Annotated in this window: 15 protein-coding genes; 11 read left to right on the forward strand and 4 right to left on the reverse strand. The window is 60.4% G+C overall.

What is annotated here, in order from left to right:
• Positions 1-160 precede the first annotated feature (160 nt).
• The 3 genes from ACWKWE_RS18940 to ACWKWE_RS18950 form a co-directional block, all read right to left on the reverse strand.
• The gene (locus tag ACWKWE_RS18940) at positions 161-853 is read right to left on the reverse strand and encodes an SPOR domain-containing protein (RefSeq protein ID WP_166596137.1); all 693 of its coding nucleotides are present in this window, start codon (positions 851-853) and stop codon (positions 161-163) included.
• Position 854: 1 nt separating this feature from the next.
• Positions 855-2,591, reverse strand: a complete 1,737-nt coding sequence (argS, locus tag ACWKWE_RS18945; RefSeq protein WP_483851622.1) for an arginine--tRNA ligase — start codon at positions 2,589-2,591, stop codon at positions 855-857.
• Positions 2,592-2,828: 237 nt separating this feature from the next.
• Positions 2,829-5,048: a primosomal protein N' gene (locus tag ACWKWE_RS18950; RefSeq protein WP_483851378.1), complete on the reverse strand. Its 2,220-nt coding sequence runs from the start codon at positions 5,046-5,048 to the stop codon at positions 2,829-2,831.
• Between the two features lie 168 nt (positions 5,049-5,216).
• Here ACWKWE_RS18950 and rpmE point away from each other — a divergent pair, with 168 nt between their 5' ends.
• The 3 genes from rpmE to ACWKWE_RS18965 all read left to right on the forward strand — a co-directional run bounded on the left by rpmE (position 5,217) and on the right by ACWKWE_RS18965 (position 7,714).
• Complete coding sequence (gene rpmE / locus ACWKWE_RS18955) at positions 5,217-5,438, forward strand: 50S ribosomal protein L31 (protein WP_062379238.1); 222 nt, start codon at positions 5,217-5,219, stop codon at positions 5,436-5,438.
• 11 nt (positions 5,439-5,449) lie between these two features.
• Complete coding sequence (locus tag ACWKWE_RS18960) at positions 5,450-6,265, forward strand: thermonuclease family protein (protein ID WP_483851623.1); 816 nt, start codon at positions 5,450-5,452, stop codon at positions 6,263-6,265.
• A 180-nt stretch (positions 6,266-6,445) separates the two neighbouring features.
• Complete coding sequence (locus tag ACWKWE_RS18965; protein ID WP_166596133.1) at positions 6,446-7,714, forward strand: malic enzyme-like NAD(P)-binding protein; 1,269 nt, start codon at positions 6,446-6,448, stop codon at positions 7,712-7,714.
• Positions 7,715-7,901: 187 nt separating this feature from the next.
• Here ACWKWE_RS18965 and ACWKWE_RS18970 read toward each other — a convergent pair whose 3' ends face one another.
• Positions 7,902-10,376, reverse strand: coding sequence for a penicillin-binding protein 1A (locus tag ACWKWE_RS18970; protein ID WP_483851624.1), 2,475 nt, complete (start codon positions 10,374-10,376; stop codon positions 7,902-7,904).
• Between the two features lie 209 nt (positions 10,377-10,585).
• On the opposite strand from ACWKWE_RS18970, the gene ACWKWE_RS18975 reads away from it, so the two are divergent.
• The 8 genes from ACWKWE_RS18975 (at position 10,586) to ACWKWE_RS19010 (ending at position 18,951) form a co-directional block, all read left to right on the forward strand.
• Positions 10,586-11,650, forward strand: coding sequence for a type IV pilus assembly protein PilM (locus ACWKWE_RS18975; RefSeq protein WP_166596131.1), 1,065 nt, complete (start codon positions 10,586-10,588; stop codon positions 11,648-11,650).
• The gene (locus ACWKWE_RS18980; RefSeq protein ID WP_166596130.1) at positions 11,650-12,237 is read left to right on the forward strand and encodes a PilN domain-containing protein; all 588 of its coding nucleotides are present in this window, start codon (positions 11,650-11,652) and stop codon (positions 12,235-12,237) included. The genes ACWKWE_RS18975 and ACWKWE_RS18980 overlap by 1 nt, the downstream gene beginning before the upstream one ends.
• Positions 12,234-12,881 carry a type 4a pilus biogenesis protein PilO gene (pilO, locus tag ACWKWE_RS18985; protein WP_166596129.1) on the forward strand — a complete coding sequence of 216 codons (648 nt, stop codon included), beginning with the start codon at positions 12,234-12,236 and terminating at the stop codon, positions 12,879-12,881. The genes ACWKWE_RS18980 and pilO overlap by 4 nt, the downstream gene beginning before the upstream one ends.
• Complete coding sequence (gene pilP / locus ACWKWE_RS18990) at positions 12,878-13,405, forward strand: type 4a pilus biogenesis lipoprotein PilP (RefSeq protein WP_166596128.1); 528 nt, start codon at positions 12,878-12,880, stop codon at positions 13,403-13,405. Before pilO ends, pilP begins: the two co-directional genes overlap by 4 nt.
• Before the next feature lie 53 nt (positions 13,406-13,458).
• Entirely contained in the window at positions 13,459-15,549 is a 2,091-nt protein-coding gene (locus tag ACWKWE_RS18995; RefSeq protein ID WP_166596127.1) for a type IV pilus secretin PilQ, read from the forward strand.
• Positions 15,550-15,553: 4 nt separating this feature from the next.
• Positions 15,554-16,072, forward strand: a complete 519-nt coding sequence (aroK, locus tag ACWKWE_RS19000; protein ID WP_110950932.1) for a shikimate kinase AroK — start codon at positions 15,554-15,556, stop codon at positions 16,070-16,072.
• Between the two features lie 130 nt (positions 16,073-16,202).
• Entirely contained in the window at positions 16,203-17,306 is a 1,104-nt protein-coding gene (gene aroB, locus ACWKWE_RS19005) for a 3-dehydroquinate synthase (protein ID WP_166596126.1), read from the forward strand.
• A 10-nt stretch (positions 17,307-17,316) separates the two neighbouring features.
• Positions 17,317-18,951, forward strand: a complete 1,635-nt coding sequence (locus tag ACWKWE_RS19010; protein WP_483851379.1) for an AAA family ATPase — start codon at positions 17,317-17,319, stop codon at positions 18,949-18,951.
• Positions 18,952-19,035 lie beyond the last annotated feature (84 nt).

The raw sequence follows: 19,035 nt of genomic DNA on the forward strand, positions 1-19,035 counted from the left end.
CGAATCAACTGTAGGAGCTGGCTTGTCCTGCGACCGGCGACGAAGTCGTCGTAAAACCTGTGAGCGCGGTGTACCTGAAACAACCGCGCCGCCTGATTTTACGACTGCTTCGCAGCCGGTCGCAGGACAAGCCACGCTCCTACAAGGGATTGTGTGAACGTTAGCGGGCCTGGCGTTGTTGCAACAGAAGGTTACTGAATCCACCACTCGCCAGTTGCTTCTGCGCGGTCGTCAGTTGTTCGCGGTTGCTGAACGGGCCGACCAATACGCGATACCACGTCTCGTCCTTCACCGTCCCGGATTCAACCGTCGCGGCTTGCCCCAACAGAATGATCTGCGCGCGGACCTTGTCAGCATCCGTCTGCTTGCGGAACGAGCCCGCCTGCAGGAAGAACGTCGTCACCGGCGCAGGTTTCGCCACCGGGGGCGCTGGTGGTGGTGTCAAGCCGCTAAGCGCTGCCTGGGCACGTGCGGTGTCGATCTTCGCGGCGACCTCAGGAGTAACCGGTGTGGTCGGTGCGGCCACGGACGGCGGCGTTTTCTCCGGCACGGCTTCGTTCGGCACGATGACTTCCGATTCCGGCAGCAGCGTGTAGAAATCGTACTTCGGCTTCACCGGCGCAGTCGGACTTGGCGGCGTCTTGTTCGCTTCGGCGATCTTCGCGGCCTTGGCTTCGGCCTTGTTCCGCTTGATGTCATCGCCGCTGCCAGGCTCCAGTTTCATCAGGAAGACGATGAATGCACCGACGGACAGGCCGACCGCCAGCCACACCCATCCCGGAATCGGCTTCTTTGCGGGGGCCTCGTACCGGCTGGCACCGCGCTTGGGAGCAGGTTTCTTTTTGACTGCCAAGTTACATACGCTCCAGAGTTTCCAGACCCAGCAGTTGCAGGCCTTGCTTGAGGGTGCGACCGGTCAGGTGCGCGAGGCGCAGACGGCTTTGCTGTTGCTCGGGGTTTTCCGCGTTCAGGATCGGGCAGTTCTCGTAGAAGCTGGAGAACAGACCGGCCAGATCGTACAGATAGGCGCACAACACGTGCGGCGTGCCTTTTTCGGCGACGTTGTTCACGGTTTCACCAAACTGAGCCAGACGCGCGGCCAGGTCCTGCTCTTGCGGCGCTTCGAGGATGATCTGGCCTTTGCTCGCATCGAACGCCTCGCCCAGCTTGCGGAACACGCCCACCACACGGGTGTAGGCGTACAGCAGGTACGGCGCAGTGTTGCCTTCGAAGCTGAGCATCTGATCGAAGTTGAAGCTGTAATCGCTGGCGCGGTGCTTGGACAGGTCGGCGTATTTCACCGCGCTGATGCCCACGGCCTTGGCGATGGTGCGCAATTCGTCTTCGGCGACTTCCGGGTTCTTTTCTTTTACCAGTACGTAGGCGCGCTCTTCGGCTTCATCCAGCAGGTCAACCAGCTTCACGGTGCCGCCATCGCGGGTCTTGAACGGGCGGCCATCGGCGCCGTTCATGGTGCCGAAGCCCATGTGTTCCATCTGCATGCCGTTGGTGACGAAACCGGCGCGGCGCGCCACTTCGAACACCTGCTGGAAGTGCAGGGCCTGACGCTGATCGACGAAATACAGCGCGCGATCAGCTTTCAACACGTTGCTGCGGTAGCGCACGGCAGCGAGGTCGGTGGTCGCATAGAGATAACCGCCACCGGCCTTTTGCACAATCACCGGCAGTGGCGTGCCTTCGGCAGTCTTGAATTCTTCGAGGAACACGCATTGTGCGCCATTGCTCTCAACCAGCAGACCGGCTTTTTTCAGGTCGGCGACGACGTTGGCGAGGTCGTCGTTGTAGGCGCTTTCGCCCATGACGTCTTTCGGCGTCAGTTTGACGTTCAGGCGCTCGTACACTTCCTGGCAGTGGGACAGGGAGATGTCTTTGAAACGGGTCCACAGCGTCAGGCACTCAGGGTCGCCTGCTTGCAGCTTCACCACCAGGCCACGTGCGCGCTCGGCAAACTCTTCGGACTCGTCGAAACGGCCCTTGGCAGCGCGGTAGAAGTTTTCCAGGTCCGACAGCTCGTCGCTGGTCGCCGGGGTTTCCTGCAGATAGGCCAGCAGCATGCCGAACTGGGTGCCCCAGTCGCCAACGTGGTTCTGACGAATGACGGTGTCGCCGAGGAACTCAAGCACGCTGGCCACGCCGTCGCCGATAATGGTTGAGCGCAGGTGGCCGACGTGCATTTCTTTGGCGAGGTTCGGCGCGGACAGGTCAACCACCACGCGTTGGGCGGGACCGTTCTTGCGCACCGACAGGGTGGCATCGGCCAGGGCTTCGTCGAGACGCGAAGCGAGGGCCTGAGTGTTCTGGAAGAAGTTGAGGAAGCCAGGACCTGCGATGTCGACTTTGGTGATCTGCTCGTCGGCGGGCAGCGCGGCGACGATCTTCTCGGCCAGGTCACGAGGTTTCAGGCCCGCAGGCTTGGCCAACATCATGGCGATATTGCTGGCGAAGTCGCCGTTTTTCTTGTCCTTGGCGTTTTCCACCTGAATCGCCGGCGTCAGCCCTTCCGGCAAGACGCCTTCGGTGACGAGTTGGCTCAGAGCTTGTTGGATCAGCTGGCGAATGGTGTCTTTCATGAGGCTCTCTTTCGACCGCAAGCGCGGCAGCGCTTCGATGCGCGGGTGGAAAAACTGGGCATTATCCGTTGCCGGAGCCACCTTGCCAACCGCGATGGATGCGCGGTTGTGTTTTGCATTGCTATCGGCGTTGCCTCTGTAGGAGTGAGCTTGCTCGCGATTGCGATGTGCCATTCAGCATTTTCGTCGCTGACACTCCCTAATCGCGAGCAAGCTCACTCCTACAGGGTATCTGTCTTAATACAAATCCACAGGGTCCACATCCAGCGACCATCTCACCTGCCGCCCGCTAGGCATGGCTTCCAGCGCCAGCAGCCAGGTTGTCAGCAGCTTGTGCAGCGGTGCCCGAGCGTTGGCCTGGACCAGCAGCTGGGCGCGGTATCGCCCTGCGCGGCGCTCCATGGGAGCCGGAACCGGGCCGAGCAGTTCAATGCCGCCCAGCGCCATCTCCTTGAGCAGGTGCTCGGCTTCGGTACAGGCCTCGTCGAGAAACCCTTCAGCCTGTCCCGGTTTATGCGCTTCAGCGCGCAACAGCGCCAGATGCGAAAACGGCGGCAGGCCCGCTGCGCGACGCTCGCTCAACGCCTGCTCGGCAAAAGCGAAATAGCCCTGCTCGGTGAGCTGGATCAGCAGCGGGTGCTCGGCCAGGTGCGTCTGGATGATCACCTTGCCCGGCTCTTCGGCACGCCCCGCACGGCCCGCGACCTGCACGATCAGCTGGGCCATGCGCTCGCTGGCGCGGAAGTCGCCTGAAAACAGCCCGCCGTCGGCGTCCAGAATCGACACCAGCGTCACGCGGGGGAAGTGGTGCCCTTTGGCGAGCATCTGCGTGCCGACCAGAATGCAGGGATGCCCTTTCTGGATCGTTGCGAACAGCTGATTCATCGCGTCCTTGCGCGAAGTGCTGTCGCGATCCACTCGCAGCACTGGATAGTCCGGAAACAGAATCGCCAGCCGCTCTTCGGCCCGTTCCGTCCCCGCACCGACGGGGCGAAGGTCGACCTTGCCGCAGGCCGGACAGTTGCGCGGCACGCGCTCAACGTGGCCGCAATGGTGGCAGCGCAGTTCGCCGGAACGCTGGTGAACGGTCATGCGCGCATCGCAGCGGGTGCATTCCGACAACCAGCCGCAGTCGTGACACAGCAACGTCGGCGCGAATCCTCGGCGATTGAGGAACACCAGCACCTGTTGTCCGGCCGCCAGTGTCTGTCCGATGGCTTGCTGCATCGGGCCGGAAATGCCGCTGTCCAGCGGACGGCTTTTCACGTCCAGGCGCAGGAAGCGTGGCTGTTGGGCGCCGCCTGCGCGTTGGTTCAGGCGTAGGAGGGCGTACCGGCCGGTGTAGGCATTGTGCAGGCTTTCCAGCGAAGGCGTGGCCGAGCCGAGCACGATCGGGATATCTTCCTGGCGGGCGCGGACCAGTGCCAGGTCCCGCGCGTGATAACGCAGGCCTTCTTGCTGCTTATAAGAACCGTCGTGTTCTTCGTCGATGATGATCAGGCCAGGGTTCTTCATGGGCGTGAACAGCGCCGAACGCGTACCGATGATGATGTCCGCTTCGCCGTCGCGGGCGGCGAGCCAAGCGTCCAGGCGGTCCCGGTCGTTGACCGCCGAATGCAACAACGCGATCCGCGCATTGAAACGCTGCTCGAAACGAGCAAGGGTCTGCGGGCCGAGATTGATTTCCGGAATCAGCACCAGCGCCTGTTTGCCTGCCTCCAGCGTCTCGCGGATCAGTTGCAGGTAAACCTCGGTCTTGCCGCTGCCGGTCACGCCTGCGAGCAAAGACGCATGGAAGCTGCCGAAGCCCGAGCGAATGGCTTCATACGCGGCGCGTTGTTCAATGTTCAGCGGCAGTTCCGGTTGCGCCAGCCAATGCTCATGCCGCGCCACCGGGGCATGGCCGCGCACTTCCACCGTCACCAACTCCTTGGCCAGCAACAGATTGAGGCTGTCACGGTTGAGCATCAGCTTGCTTAGCAGTTGATGGGCGACGCCGTGGGGGTGCTGGGCCAGGGTTTGCAACGCTTCTTTCTGTTTCGGTGCTCGGGCGATGCGCGGGTCATCGATGCTGGCGCCGGTCGCGATCTGCCAGAAGCGCTCTTGCCGGGCCTCGGCGGGCTCTCCTTGACGCAGCAAGACCGGCAACGCCCAGCTCAACGTGTCACCGAGGCTGTGCTGATAATACTGGGCCGTCCACAGACACAGCTTGAACAGGGCGGGTGGCAGCGGCGCTTCGTGGTCGAGCAGCGCAATCGCGGGCTTTAGTTTGTCCTCGGGCACATCGCTGTGATCGGTGATCTCAACCAGGATGCCGATCATCTCCCGACGCCCGAACGGCACCCGCAACCGCATGCCCGGTTGCAGCGCACTGCGCGCAATCCCGGCGGGGGCGCGGTAGTCGAACAGGCGGCGCAAGGGGGAGGGCAGGGCGAGGCGCAAAATGGCGTCGGGCACGCGGGGGATGTCCTGTTACGGAGTATGACCAAGGGCGCGATCTTAGCAGACGACCGGCGATAACGTTCTCTTGCGTGATCGGCATTGTCTGTTAATATGCGCGGCCTAATTCCGTGCGGTATTCAACAATAGTGTTGGGTGGCGGCACGCTAGCCTGAGGAAATACCGATGAAAGCTGATATCCATCCAGTTTACGAAGACGTCGTTGCAACCTGCAGCTGCGGCAACGTCATCCACACCCGTTCCAACCTGGCCAAGCCTCTGAGCCTGGACGTTTGCAACGAGTGCCACCCGTTCTACACCGGTAAGCAAAAGACTCTGGACGTTGGCGGTCGCGTCGACAAGTTCAAGTCGCGTTTCGGTGCGTTCGGCGCAACCAAAGCGAAGTAAGAGTGGATTTTCTGGATCGCTCCCCGAGCTTATCCAGGCTGCTCAAGAAGGCGTCCCTTGCGGGCGCCTTTTTTGTGCCTGCGATTTGGCTCTCTACCGCCCAGGCCTTGTGCCCGTCGCCTTCCAATTTGCCCACCGCGCAGGTTCAGCGCGTGGTGGATGGCGATACCCTTCGTTTGAGTGATGGACGCAGCGTGCGGATGGTTGGTCTCAATGCGCCGGAAACTGGCAAAAAAGGTCAGTCCGCCCAACCGTTTGCCGAAGCCGCCAAGCGCCGACTGCAAACGTTGGTAGATGAAAGCGACGGTCAGATCAGTCTGAGGATCGGTGAGCAGGCCGCTGATCATTACGGACGTACCCTGGCCAACGTCTATGGCCGCAATGGCGCCAACCTGGAAGCGCAGTTGCTCGCGGAAGGGCTGGGCTATCTGGTGGCGGTGTCTCCGAACGTGGCGCTGGTCGAATGCCAGCAGGCCGCGGAAAAGACCGCGCGCCAAGCGGGCGTTGGGATATGGCGCAATTCCCTGGTGCAATCCCCCGAGCAAATCAGCAGCGGTGGATTCGCCCTCGTGTCGGGGCGCGTGACGAATGTTCAGCGCAATGGCGGGGGTATCTGGATCGAGTTCGGCGATGCGCTGGTATTGCGTATTGCTCCCAATCTTGTAGGGCAGTTCGACAGTGCTGGCCTGCAACGTCTGAAAGGTCAGCAGGTAGAAGCGCGGGGTTGGGTCGTTGACCGATCCCGTCGAGGCGGTCTTAAGTCCGGTCAGCCACGTTGGATGATGCCGATCACGCATCCTGTCATGTTGAATACAACTTCAACCTAAAATTGTGAACATTTTTTCCATGAATTGTTTTTCTCTGGAGGCCTTTAAAGACGTGGCTCTACGCTGAAAGTCGTAGATGCGGCCTCTTGACACACCTGACCCGGTAGTCTTGTTAGGACTTTCTGACTTGCGTATGCTCGTTCGTCCGTCTGTCCAACAGCAAAAAAGCGGAATGCCCCCATGTCAGATTTGAAAACTGCCGCGCTCGACTATCACGCCAACCCTCGCCCTGGGAAATTGAGCGTAGAACTCACCAAAGCCACCGCCACTGCGCGTGACCTCTCTCTGGCCTACAGCCCGGGTGTGGCTGAGCCAGTGCGTGAAATCGGTCGCGACCCTGAGCTGGCGTACAAGTACACCGGCAAGGGCAACCTGGTTGCGGTCATCTCTGATGGCACCGCGATCCTCGGTCTGGGCAATCTTGGCCCGCTGGCGTCCAAGCCGGTCATGGAAGGCAAAGGCGTTCTGTTCAAGCGTTTCGCTGGCATCGACGTGTTCGACATCGAAGTCGATTCGGAAAGCCCGCAAGCATTCATCGACACCGTCAAGCGCATCTCTATCACGTTCGGTGGTATCAACCTTGAAGACATCAAGGCACCCGAGTGCTTCGAGATCGAAAAAGCGCTGATCGAACAGTGCGACATTCCGGTGTTCCACGATGACCAGCACGGCACGGCCATCGTGACCGCAGCGGGCATGATCAATGCCCTGGAAATCGCTGGCAAAACGCTGGAAGACGCGAAGATCGTCTGCCTCGGCGCTGGCGCCGCCGCCATCTCCTGCATGAAGCTGCTGGTGAGCATGGGCGCGAAGATCGAAAACATCTTCATGATTGACCGTAACGGCGTGGTGCACTCCGAGCGTTCCGATCTGAACCAGTACAAGGCGCAATTCGCTCACTCGACCGACAAGCGCACCCTGGCTGACGCACTGAACGGTGCTGACGTGTTCGTCGGCCTGTCGGGTCCGAACCTGCTGAGCCCGGAAGGCTTGAAGTCCATGGCTGCCAATCCGATCGTGTTCGCGTGCTCGAACCCTGATCCGGAAATCTCGCCGGAACTGGCTCACGCCACGCGCAGCGATGTGATCATGGCGACAGGCCGTTCGGACTACCCGAACCAGGTCAACAACGTCCTGGGCTTCCCGTTCATCTTCCGTGGTGCTCTGGACGTTCGCGCCAAGCGCATCAACGAAGAGATGAAAATCGCCGCGGCCAATGCTCTGCGTGAACTGGCCAAGCTGCCGGTGCCGCAGGAAGTCTGCGACGCCTACGGCGGTATCAAGCTGGAATTCGGCCGTGAATACATCATCCCGAAACCACTGGACGTGCGTCTGCTGACCGTTGTTTCCGATGCCGTTGCCAAGGCTGCTATCGAAAGCGGCGTCGCGACTCAGCCGTATCCGAAGCACTACCCACTGACCAACGTGGATCAAGTCTTCAACGGCTGATCACACAACGGCAAACAAAAAGCCCTGCAGCGACGTAGGGCTTTTTTGTGTCTTGGGTCGAGCGGACAACTGTAGGAGTGAGCTTGCTCGCGATAGCGACGTGTCTGCCGACGATGATGCTGACTGTTATGCCGCCATCGCGAGCAAGCTCACTCCTACAGGTCGACGTAATCCTTGAGCCGCCTCCTCAAAACAGATCGATCGGCGCCGACTCGTCCGCTGGCAACGGGCTGCCCGGTGCGGGGCCGCCGTTCAATTCGTTCACGCTCGGTGGAGTGTCTTCGCTTTTGAACAGTTCGAAGAACGCGCCTGCCGTGCTGGGTGTGGCGGAGCGGCCGCTCACCGGGTCGATGCGCAGGCTGAGGATGCCATCGGGCTCTGCCTGAACGTGCGGCGGCTTGTCCTTGAGCGCTGCACTCATGTAGTTCATCCAGATCGGCAACGCGACGGTGCCGCCGAACTCGTGACGACCGAGGCTTTCGGGCTGGTCGAAGCCGGTCCACACCGTAGTCACGTAATCGCCGTTGTAACCGGAGAACCAGGCGTCTTTCGAGTCGTTGGTCGTACCGGTCTTGCCTGCGATGTCCGGACGGTTCATCGACAAGGCGCGACGCCCGGTGCCGCGTTTGATCACGTCCTGCAGCATGCTATTGAGGATGTAGGTCGTCCGGCCATCGACAATGCGCGGGGCCACTGCCGGGGTCGGTGGTGCGCCACTGGTGTCGAGTGCGTTGGGTACGGTGTTCGCGGTCAATGCTGGCGTTTCAGGCGCCGCGTAGGTCGTGGCATTGCTGACCATGGCCTCGTTGACGGCTTTCGGGTTCGGGTCATTGGCCGGGACCGTCGGCGGGTTGGCGACGAACAGCGTCTTGCCTTCGCGGTCTTCGATCTTGTCGATCAGGTACGGGCTGACCTTGTAACCGCCGTTGGCGAACGTGCTCCAGCCGCTGACGATTTCCATCGGGGTCAAGGTTGCCGTGCCGAGGGCCAGCGACAGGTTCGGCGGCAGGTCCTGCTTGTTGAAGCCGAAGCGGGTGATGTAGTTGATCGCGGTGTTCACGCCCAGGCTTTGCAGCAGTCGGATCGACACAAGGTTGCGCGACTTGTACAACGCCTCACGCAAGCGAATCGGGCCGAGGAAGGTGCCGGTGTCGTTCTTCGGACGCCAGACCTTGTCCACCGCTTCGTCGACGAACACGATCGGCGCGTCGTTGACCAGGCTGGCGGCGGTGTAGCCGTTGTCCAGCGCGGCGGAGTACAGGAACGGCTTGAAGCTCGAACCTGGCTGACGCTTGGCCTGCATCGCACGGTTGTAATTGCTCTGCTCAAACGCGAAGCCACCCACCAGAGCACGGATTGCGCCGTTGTGCGGGTCCAGCGACACCAGCGCGCTTTGCGCCTGCGGGATCTGGCTGAATTTGAGCGAATTGTCGGGTTGCCGTTGCACACGCACCAGATCGCCGACGTGGGCGACGTCCGAGGGCTGTTTCGGGTTCGCGCCGACGCTGTTGGTGTTCAGGAACGCCTTCGCCCATTTCATGCTGTCCCAGGCGACGGTTTCTTCTTTCTCGCCGTTGCGGGTCAGGACGTGAATGCCGGTCTTGTCGACCTGGCTGACGATGGCCGGTTCGAGGGCACTGATCGGTCGCTGCTTGGTCAGCTCCTGTACCCAGCCGTCGCGGGTCAGGCCGGGGAAACGGCTTTCCGGACCACGGTAGCCATGACGCTGGTCGTATTCGATCAGGCCATCCTGCACGGCTTTATTGGCGTCTTCCTGAAGATTGCTCGGAACAGTAGTGGTGACGCGGAAGCCTTCTGTGTAGGCTTCGCTGCCGTAACGGCCGACCATCTCGGCGCGGGCCATTTCGGCGATGTACGGCGCGTTCACTTCAGGGCTCTGAACGTGATAGCTGGCGTTGATCGGCTCGGCCAGCGCGACCTGATAGGTGTTCTGATCGATTTTGCCGAGCTTGAACATGCGGCCCAGAATCCAGTCGCGACGCTCTTTGGCGCGCAACGGGTTGGCCAGTGGGTTGAATCGTGACGGTGCCTTGGGCAGACCGGCGATCATTGCCATCTGGGCGACGCTCAGGTCACGAATGGATTTGCCGTAATAAACCTGTGCTGCGGCCTCGATACCATAAGCCCTGTTGCCCAGGTAGATCTTGTTGACGTAGAGCTCCAGAATCTCGTCTTTTGTAAGTTGGCGCTCGATTTGCAAGGCCAAGAGAATCTCGGTGGTTTTGCGCGAAAAACTGCGCTCGCTGGTCAGGAAGTAGTTCTTCGCGACCTGCATGGTGATGGTCGAGCCGCCGGACTGAATGTGACCGCTCTTGACCAGTTGGCTGGCGGCGCGCATCAGGCTGCTGGGGTCAACGCCGTAGTGGTTGGCGAAGTTGTCGTCTTCGGCGGACAGCAAGGCGTGGATGAAATTGGGTGGAATGTCGGCGAAACGGATCGGGGAGCGGCGCATTTCGCCAAACTCTGCAATCAGCTTGCCGTCGCTGCTGAAGACGCGCAGCGGGATTTGCAGCTGAATGTTGCGCAGTGCGTCGACCGAAGGAAGATTCGGAGACAGGTAAAGGAAGGCACCGCTCAAGCCGAGCAGCAGCCCGCAGACGACAGCGACGATGGACCACCAGAAAAACTTCAGCAGGCGTATCAAGGCTTTTGGATTTCCAGAAAAAAGAATGGGTTAAGCGCAGGCATTCACAAATGAACACGCCTTGAAGCTTTGCTACACGAAAAAAACGCTGGGCATTATAAGCATTTTTCGTCGCCGAGCGTTATTTGCGCTACTGTCAAGGCTGCCGACAGTGGTGTTGGACAAAAAAATATCCGTAAGTGACGGAAACGCATAGGGAATCGGTTGTGTTCGAACTCTTCAGTAAGAAGGCCAATACCCTTCTAGGGATCGATATTAGCTCCACCTCGGTGAAACTCCTTGAACTGAGTCGTTCCGGCACCCGCTACAAGGTCGAGTCTTACGCGGTCGAGCCACTGCCCGCCAACGCGGTGGTGGAAAAAAACATTGCCGAACTGGAAGGGGTCGGCAATGCGTTGACGCGGGTGTTGGTAAAAGCCAAGACAAACGTCAAAATCGCGGCGGTTGCAGTGGCGGGTTCGGCGGTCATTACCAAGACCATCGAGATGGATGCCGGTCTTTCCGACGACGAGATGGAAAACCAGCTCAAGATCGAAGCCGACCAATACATTCCCTATCCGCTTGAAGAAGTCGCTATCGACTTCGAAGTGCAAGGCTATTCGGCACGCAATCCCGAGCGTGTCGATGTGCTGCTCGCTGCCTGCCGCAAGGAAAACGTCGAAGTCCGCGAAGCTGCGTTGGCGCTGGCCAACCTGACCGCGCGTGTGGTCGATGTTGAAGCCTACGCGCTGGAGCGCTCCTTCGGCCTGTTGTCCGCTCAGTTGGGTCAGGATCACGAACAACTGACCGTCGCGGTCATCGACATCGGCGCCACCATGACCACCCTCAGCGTGCTGCACAACGGCCGCATCATTTATACCCGCGAGCAACTGTTTGGCGGGCGTCAGCTCACTGAAGAAATTCAGCGCCGTTACGGCCTGTCCCTCGGCGAAGCCGGGCTTGCGAAGAAGCAGGGCGGCTTGCCGGACGACTACACGCTGGAAGTGCTGCAGCCGTTCAAGGACGCCGTGGTTCAGCAGGTTTCCCGCTCGTTGCAGTTCTTCTTCGCCGCCGGCCAGTACAACCGTGTCGACTACATCATGCTGGCAGGCGGGACGGCATCCATTGCCGGACTGGACCGTCTGATCCAGGAACGCCTGGGCACCCCGACCATGGTCGCCAACCCTTTTGCCGACATGGCGCTCAGCGCCAAGGTGAACGCGGGCGCGCTGGCGAGTGACGCCCCGGCTTTGATGATCGCGTGCGGTCTGGCGTTGAGGAGCTTCGATTAATGGCACGGATCAACTTACTTCCCTGGCGGGAACAGCTGCGCGAAGAGCGCAAGAAACGCTTTCTGCTTTCCTTGGCCGGCGTATTGGTAGCCGGTGTCGGCGCCATTTTCCTGGCTGATCAATATTTGAGCAGTGCGATCAGTCATCAAAACGCGCGCAACCAGTTCATCAAGACCGAAATCGTCCAGCTCGATGCAAAAATCAAAGAGATCAGCGAGCTGAAGGCCCGTCGCAAGCAGCTGCTGGAGCGGATGAAGATCATTCAGGACTTGCAAGGCAACCGGCCGATCATTGGCCGCGTCTTCGATCAACTGGCGCGTACGTTGCCGGACGGGGTGTATTTCAACGAAGTGAAAATGACGGACAAGCTGATCAGTATTTCCGGCGCGGCTGAATCCAACAACCGCGTCTCGGACCTGTTGCGTAACCTTGAAGCGTCCGACTGGCTGGAGTCGCCGAGCCTGACCGAAGTGAAGGCGAACAGCGCGGCGGGATCGGCTGATCAGTCCAATGCCTTCCAATTGACGGTGCGTCAGACGCAACCTCCTGCTGAGCCCACCACTCCGGCGAAGGGGGTCAAGCCATGAACATGAATGAATGGCTGGACAGCCTGCGCAAGATCGACATCAACGATCTGGACATCAATAACCTCGGTTCCTGGCCCGCAGCGGTCAAGACCATCGCGGGCGCCCTGTTGCTCGTGCTGGTGCTGGCCGGTGGCTACTTCTTCTACATTCAGGACATGCAGACCCAGCTGGACCAGGCACGCAATGACGAGACCGCGTTGAGAGAGCAGTTCTCCAACAAGGCTTATCAAGCGGCCAACCTGCCGGCTTACAAGTCGCAGATGGTCGACATGGAGAACACTTTCGGCGCGCTGCTGCGGCAACTGCCCAGCGACACCGAGGTCCCGGGCCTGCTGGAAGACATCACCCGCACCGGCCTGGGCAGCGGTCTGGAGTTCGAAGAGATCAAGCTTCTGCCTGAAGCGGCCCAGCAGTTCTACATCGAGCTGCCGATACAGATCACAGTCACTGGCGCTTATCACGATCTCGCCACCTTCGTCAGCGGCGTGGCCAGCCTGCCGCGGATCGTGACGCTGCATGATTTCGAAATCAAACCGGTGGACCCCAAGTCTCCTGGAAAACTGCGCATGAGCATTCTCGCCAAGACCTATCGCTATAACGACAAGGGACTTCAGAACATCGACAACAAGGGGCCCGCGAAATGAGGGCCGTGCATTGGTTGTGCCTCGGCGCCGCGCTGATGGGGTTGGCAGGTTGCGACAGTTCCAGTGATTTCGACGACTTGAAGCAGTTCATGGCCGAGGTCCGCGCGCGGCCGGTGGGCAATATCGAGCCGATGCCGAAGTTTCGGCCTTATGAAGCGTTCACCTACGCGGCTGCCAGTTTGCGCAGCCCGTTCCAGCCGCCGATCAAGGTCGATCTGATCGCCCGGCAGAAAGGCACGCATCTGGTCCAGCCAGACCCGACGCGGGTCAAGCAGTTCCTGGAAGGCTTCAACATCGACGGCTTTGAAATGGTCGGCACGTTGAGCAACGAAACCGGTACGTTCGCGTTGCTGCGTGGCGCGGGCGGGGTTCATCGGGTCAAGGTGGGCGATTATCTGGGCCGCAACGATGGCCGGATCGTCTCGATCACCGACTCCGAAGTGCAGGTGATCGAAATCGTGCCTGATGGAGAGGGGGCGTGGCTTGAGCGGCCGCGCAGCATATCCCTGAAAGAACGCTCATGAAGACGGCAAGCAAGCGAAACACCTTCGGATCTGCACAGTGGTGGAATGTGAACATGACTAGGATTCTTTCGATTATCGGCGTGTCGCTATGGATGGCGATGCTTTCACCGATTCTCCAGGCGGCCAACCTCAAGACGCTCGATGTCGCCGCATTGCCGGGGGATCGGGTCGAGTTGAAACTGTCCTTCGACGGCCCTGTGGCCGCCCCGCGCGGCTACACCACCGAGCAACCGGCGCGCATTGCGCTGGATTTGCCCGGCGTGACCAGCCAACTGGCGATCAAGAGCCGGGACCTGGGGTCGGGTAACGCCCACAGTGTCGTGGTGGTCGAAGCCAAGGATCGCACCCGTGTAATCATCAACCTGACCACGCTCGCGCCCTACAGCTCCCGCGTGGATGGCAACAACCTGTTCGTCGTCGTAGGTCAAGGTGCCGCCGCCGCGCAAGGTTCACAGCCAAGTACCGCCCAAGGCGCGCCGCGCGTGAGCGTGCCTCCTGCAACGGCCAGCGCCGCGCAAGCCAAACCGGCCCCGCGTTCCTTCGCGCCGGGCCCACGCTCGATCAAGAACGTCGATTTCCAGCGCGGCGAACTGGGTGAAGGCAACGTTGTGATCGAGCTGAGCGATGCAGGCATTGCGCCGGACATTCAGGAGCAGGGCGGCAAAATTCGTGTGGATTTTGCCAAGACTCAGCTGCCTGATCCGTTGCGCGTACGCCTCGACGTGAAGGATTTCGCCACACCGGTCCAGTTCGTCAATTCCAGCGTGAGCGGCGACAAGGCGAGCATCTCCATCGAGCCGTCCGGTGCGTTCGATTACTCGGCCTATCAAACCGAAAACAAACTGACCATCAGCGTGCGTCCGTTGACCAACGAAGACGTCGCTCGCCGCAATGCCGACAAACTGGTCTACACCGGCGAGAAACTGTCGCTGAACTTCCAGGACATTGACGTGCGCTCGGTGCTGCAATTGATCGCCGACTTCACCAATCTCAATCTGGTGGCCAGTGACACCGTTCAAGGCGGCATCACCCTGCGTCTGCAAAACGTGCCGTGGGACCAGGCGCTTGACCTGGTGCTCAAGACCAAAGGCCTGGACAAGCGCAAGATCGGCAACGTGTTGCTGGTCGCGCCTGCTGACGAGATTGCCGCTCGTGAACGTCAGGAGCTGGAATCGCTGAAGCAGATTGCCGAGCTGGCACCGCTGCGTCGTGAACTGCTGCAAGTGAACTATGCCAAGGCTGCGGACATCGCCAAGCTGTTCCAGTCGGTGACCAGCGCTGAGTCGAAGACCGACGAGCGCGGTTCGATCACCGTCGATGAGCGGACCAACAACATCATCGCCTATCAAACGCAGGACCGGCTCGATGAGCTGCGCCGTATCGTCTCGCAGTTGGACATTCCCGTGCGTCAGGTGATGATCGAGGCGCGCATCGTCGAAGCCAACGTCGACTACGACAAGGCGCTGGGCGTGCGTTGGGGTGGTTCAACTACCGGTGGCAAATACACCACAGGCGGCAATGGCACGGTGACGGGCGCTGGTAACACCAATGGCCCATACGTGGACATGGGAGTGGCCAACCCAACGTCTTCGATTGGTCTGGGCTTCCTGACCAACAACACGATTCTCGACCTTGAACTGACCGCCATGGAAAAAACCGGTAACGGTGAGGTGGTGTCGCAACCCAAGGTCGTCACTTCGGACAAGGAAACCGCGAAAATTCTGAAGGGTACGGAAGTGCCGTATCAGGAAGCGAGTTCCAGCGGTGCGACGTCGGTGTCGTTCAAAGAGGCGTCGTTGTCCCTGGAGGTGACCCCGCAGATCACCCCGGACAACCGCATCATCATGGAAGTGAAGGTGACCAAGGACGAACCTGACTACGTGAACACCGTGTTGGGCGTACCGCCGATCAAGAAAAACGAAGTCAACGCCAAGGTGCTGGTGGCCGACGGCGAAACCATCGTGATTGGTGGCGTGTTCTCCAATACACAGAATAAAGTCGTCGATAAGGTGCCATTTTTGGGCGATGTGCCGTATGTTGGCCGCCTTTTCCGGCGGGATGTTGTCTCGGAGAAAAAATCCGAGCTGTTGGTGTTCCTCACTCCGCGTATCATGAACAACCAGGCGATTGCTGTGAGTCGTTGATTCTGTGCGAAATTTAATACTTGTGGGACCGATGGGGGCTGGCAAAAGCACCATCGGTCGTCTGCTGGCCAAAGAGCTTCGACTGCCGTTCAAGGATTCCGACAAGGAAATCGAACTGCGAACGGGCGCCAATATCCCGTGGATCTTCGACAAGGAGGGTGAAGCGGGCTTTCGAGATCGCGAACAAGCCATGATTGCCGAGCTGTGCGCCTTTGATGGCGTGGTGCTTGCGACCGGTGGCGGCGCGGTCATGCGTGAAGAAAACCGTCGAGCCCTGCACGCGGGTGGGCGGGTGGTGTATCTGCACGCTTCCGTGGAACAGCAAGTCGGCCGTACGTCCCGTGATCGCAATCGGCCGCTTCTGCGCACCGCAGACCCGGCACGGGTGTTGCGCGAGCTATTGGCCATCCGCGATCCGTTCTATCGGGAAATTGCCGACGTCATTATTGAAACCGATGAGCGGCCTCCACGCATGGTGGTGCTTGACATCCTCGCCCTGTTGGCCGAGCTTCCTCCCCGTTAAAGCGCAGGCGGAAATGCGCTATCCTCGGCGACCATAAAAAGCAGGGTCGCCAAAAGGCCTTGCGCCATGGTCCGTATCGATGCGCTGGCGTCGAACAGGCATCCAATTGTTATAAAGAGTGTGGGGATACATGCAGACACTTAAGGTCGAGCTTGGCGAGCGGAGCTACCCGATTCACATTGGCGAAGGCTTGTTGGATCAACCTGAACTGCTCACGCCGTACATCGCAGGCAAACAGGTCGCGATCGTTTCCAACAGCACCGTCGCGCCGCTCTACATTGAGCGCCTGACCAAGACGCTGGCCGGTTACAACGTGCTGCCTATCGTGTTGCCCGATGGCGAGGCCTTCAAGAACTGGGAAACCCTGCAGCTCATCTTCGACGCCCTCCTGACCGCACGTCATGACCGCCGCACCACCGTGATTGCACTCGGTGGCGGTGTGATTGGTGACATGGCCGGTTTTGCTGCCGCGTGCTATCAGCGGGGCGTGGACTTCATCCAGGTGCCGACTACGCTGCTGTCGCAGGTCGATTCGTCCGTGGGTGGCAAGACCGGCATCAACCATCCGCTGGGCAAAAACATGGTTGGCGCGTTCTATCAGCCGAACGCCGTGCTGATCGACACCCTCTCGCTGAACACCCTGCCTGAACGCGAGCTGTCTGCCGGGCTTGCCGAGGTCATCAAATACGGTCTGATATGTGACGAGCCGTTCCTGACATGGCTCGAAGAGAATATGGACAAGCTGCGTGGTCTGGATCAGGCCACGTTGACCACCGCCATCGAGCGTTCCTGTGCGGCCAAGGCTGCCGTGGTCGGTGCCGATGAGCGAGAGTCGGGCGTGCGCGCCACGTTGAATCTGGGCCACACCTTCGGCCATGCCATCGAAACCCAAATGGGTTACGGCGTCTGGTTGCACGGTGAGGCGGTGGCAGCCGGTACGGTCATGGCGCTGGAGATGTCCTCGCGCCTGGGCTGGATCAGTGAACAGGAGCGGGATCGTGGTATCCGTCTGTTTCAGCGCGCCGGTTTGCCCGTGGTGCCCCCTGAAGACATGACGCCTGAGCATTTCCTTGAGCACATGGCGGTGGACAAGAAGGTGATCGATGGTCGTTTGCGCCTGGTGCTGTTGCGCCGGATGGGCGAAGCAGTGGTGACCGACGAATATCCAAGAGAAGTACTACAGGCCACACTGGTCGCGGACTACCGCGCCTTGGTGGATCAGCTTAGAGGTTAATGAGAAATCCATGACTAGCTTGCACGCCGATGAGGCCTTTCTCGGTCACTACCAATTGAGTCATGACCCCTTTGCCACTCGGGTCCCGGGCTTCAAGTTCTTCCCGGCCCAGCGCAAGCCCGTGCTGGGTCAACTGCACCACCTGGCCCGCTACAGCCAGTTGCTGCTGTTGGTCACCGGCCCACATGGCAGCGGCAAGACGCTGCTGCGTCAGGCGCTGGTCGCCAGCACTAACAAACAGTCCGTGCAGAGCGTTGTGGTGTCCGCCCGTGGCGCCGGTGATGCGTCGGGCGTGCTGCGTCAGGTGGCTCAGGCGCTGAACGTTGCTCAGCCGGAAATGCAGTCCATCCTGTCGCAGGTCGTGCAGTTGGGCCTGACCGGTCAGGAAGTCTACGTGTTGGTAGACGATGCCGAACAACTGGGCGAATCCGCACTCGAAGCGTTGTTGGGATTGGCGGCAGGCACCCCTGAGGGGCGTCCGCACGTCTTCCTGTTCGGCGAGGCTTCGATCATTGATCGTCTGGATCAGCTGTGCGCCGAGAGCGGTTCGGACGAAGAGCGTTTTCACGTCATCGAGCTGGCACCGTACACCGAAGAAGAAACCCGTGAGTATCTGGCTCAACGCCTCGAAGGCGCCGGTCAAGGCATTGAAGTGTTCAGTGCCGAGCAGATCACCGATATTCACGAACAGTCCAATGGATGGCCGGGCGCGATCAACCAGGTCGCGCGCGATTCGATGATCGAAGCCATGATCGCCAGCCGCTCTGCGGTCAAGCGTCCAAGTATGGGGTTCAAGATGCCTAAGAAACACGTGTTGGCTTTGGGTGGGGTTGTGGTCGCGGCAGTGCTCGCGGCGTGGTTGATTCCAGGGCGCAACACCGCGCCAACGGCTCCGGCCAGTTCCCAGGCACAACTGCCGCTGGGCCAAGGCAAAGCGCCTGCTCAGCAATCGAACAACGGTGGCCCGGCCATTGAGTTCGCCGGTAATTCGCAACCGATGCCGCTACCGTTGGTCGGTAACTCGCAGCCGGTGATGCGCGGTCCTTTGGCCGAAGCCGCGGGGTCAGGCGAAGGTGATGGCGAAGACGGTGGCCCGGCCGCCAATCAATCGCTGCAGCCGCCGACTGTGACGACGACCGCTCCACCGGCCGGTGCTGCTGCGGGCCCAGCGCCACAGATGGCGCAAACCCAGGTCCCGACGCCACGTCCTGCGCCGGCGCCTGCCGCCAAGCCGACACCGGCTCCTGTGCCCGCTGCCAAGCCCGCTCCAGCGCCTGCGCAGGTCGCGACGGCCAAGCCAGCGCCCAAGCCAGCCGAGAAGCCAGCAGCGCCTGCCGCTGCCGCGCCAGCTTCTGCAGGTGGCACGTGGTACGCCGGTCAGGCACCGACGCATTTCGTCGTGCAAATCCTCGGTACCAGCTCCGAAGCCACGGCCCAGAGCTACGTGAAAGAGCAGGGCGCCGAGTACCGTTATTTCAAGAAAACCCTGCAAGGCAAGCCGTTGTACGTGGTCACCTACGGCAGTTTTGCCGACCGCAATGCAGCACTCGCCGCTATCAAGAACTTGCCAGCGAAGGTTCAGGCTGGTAAACCTTGGCCTCGCACTGTCGGCAGTATCCAACAGGAACTCGCCGCAGCCCGCTGAAGACGCAGCGACCTTATCCGGGTCGCTCGCTTGGCTCCCCAATTTCAACGCATGAGCGTGCTGACAATGAGCAGCGCGCCTTGC

This window comes from Pseudomonas salicis (genome assembly GCF_057128705.1).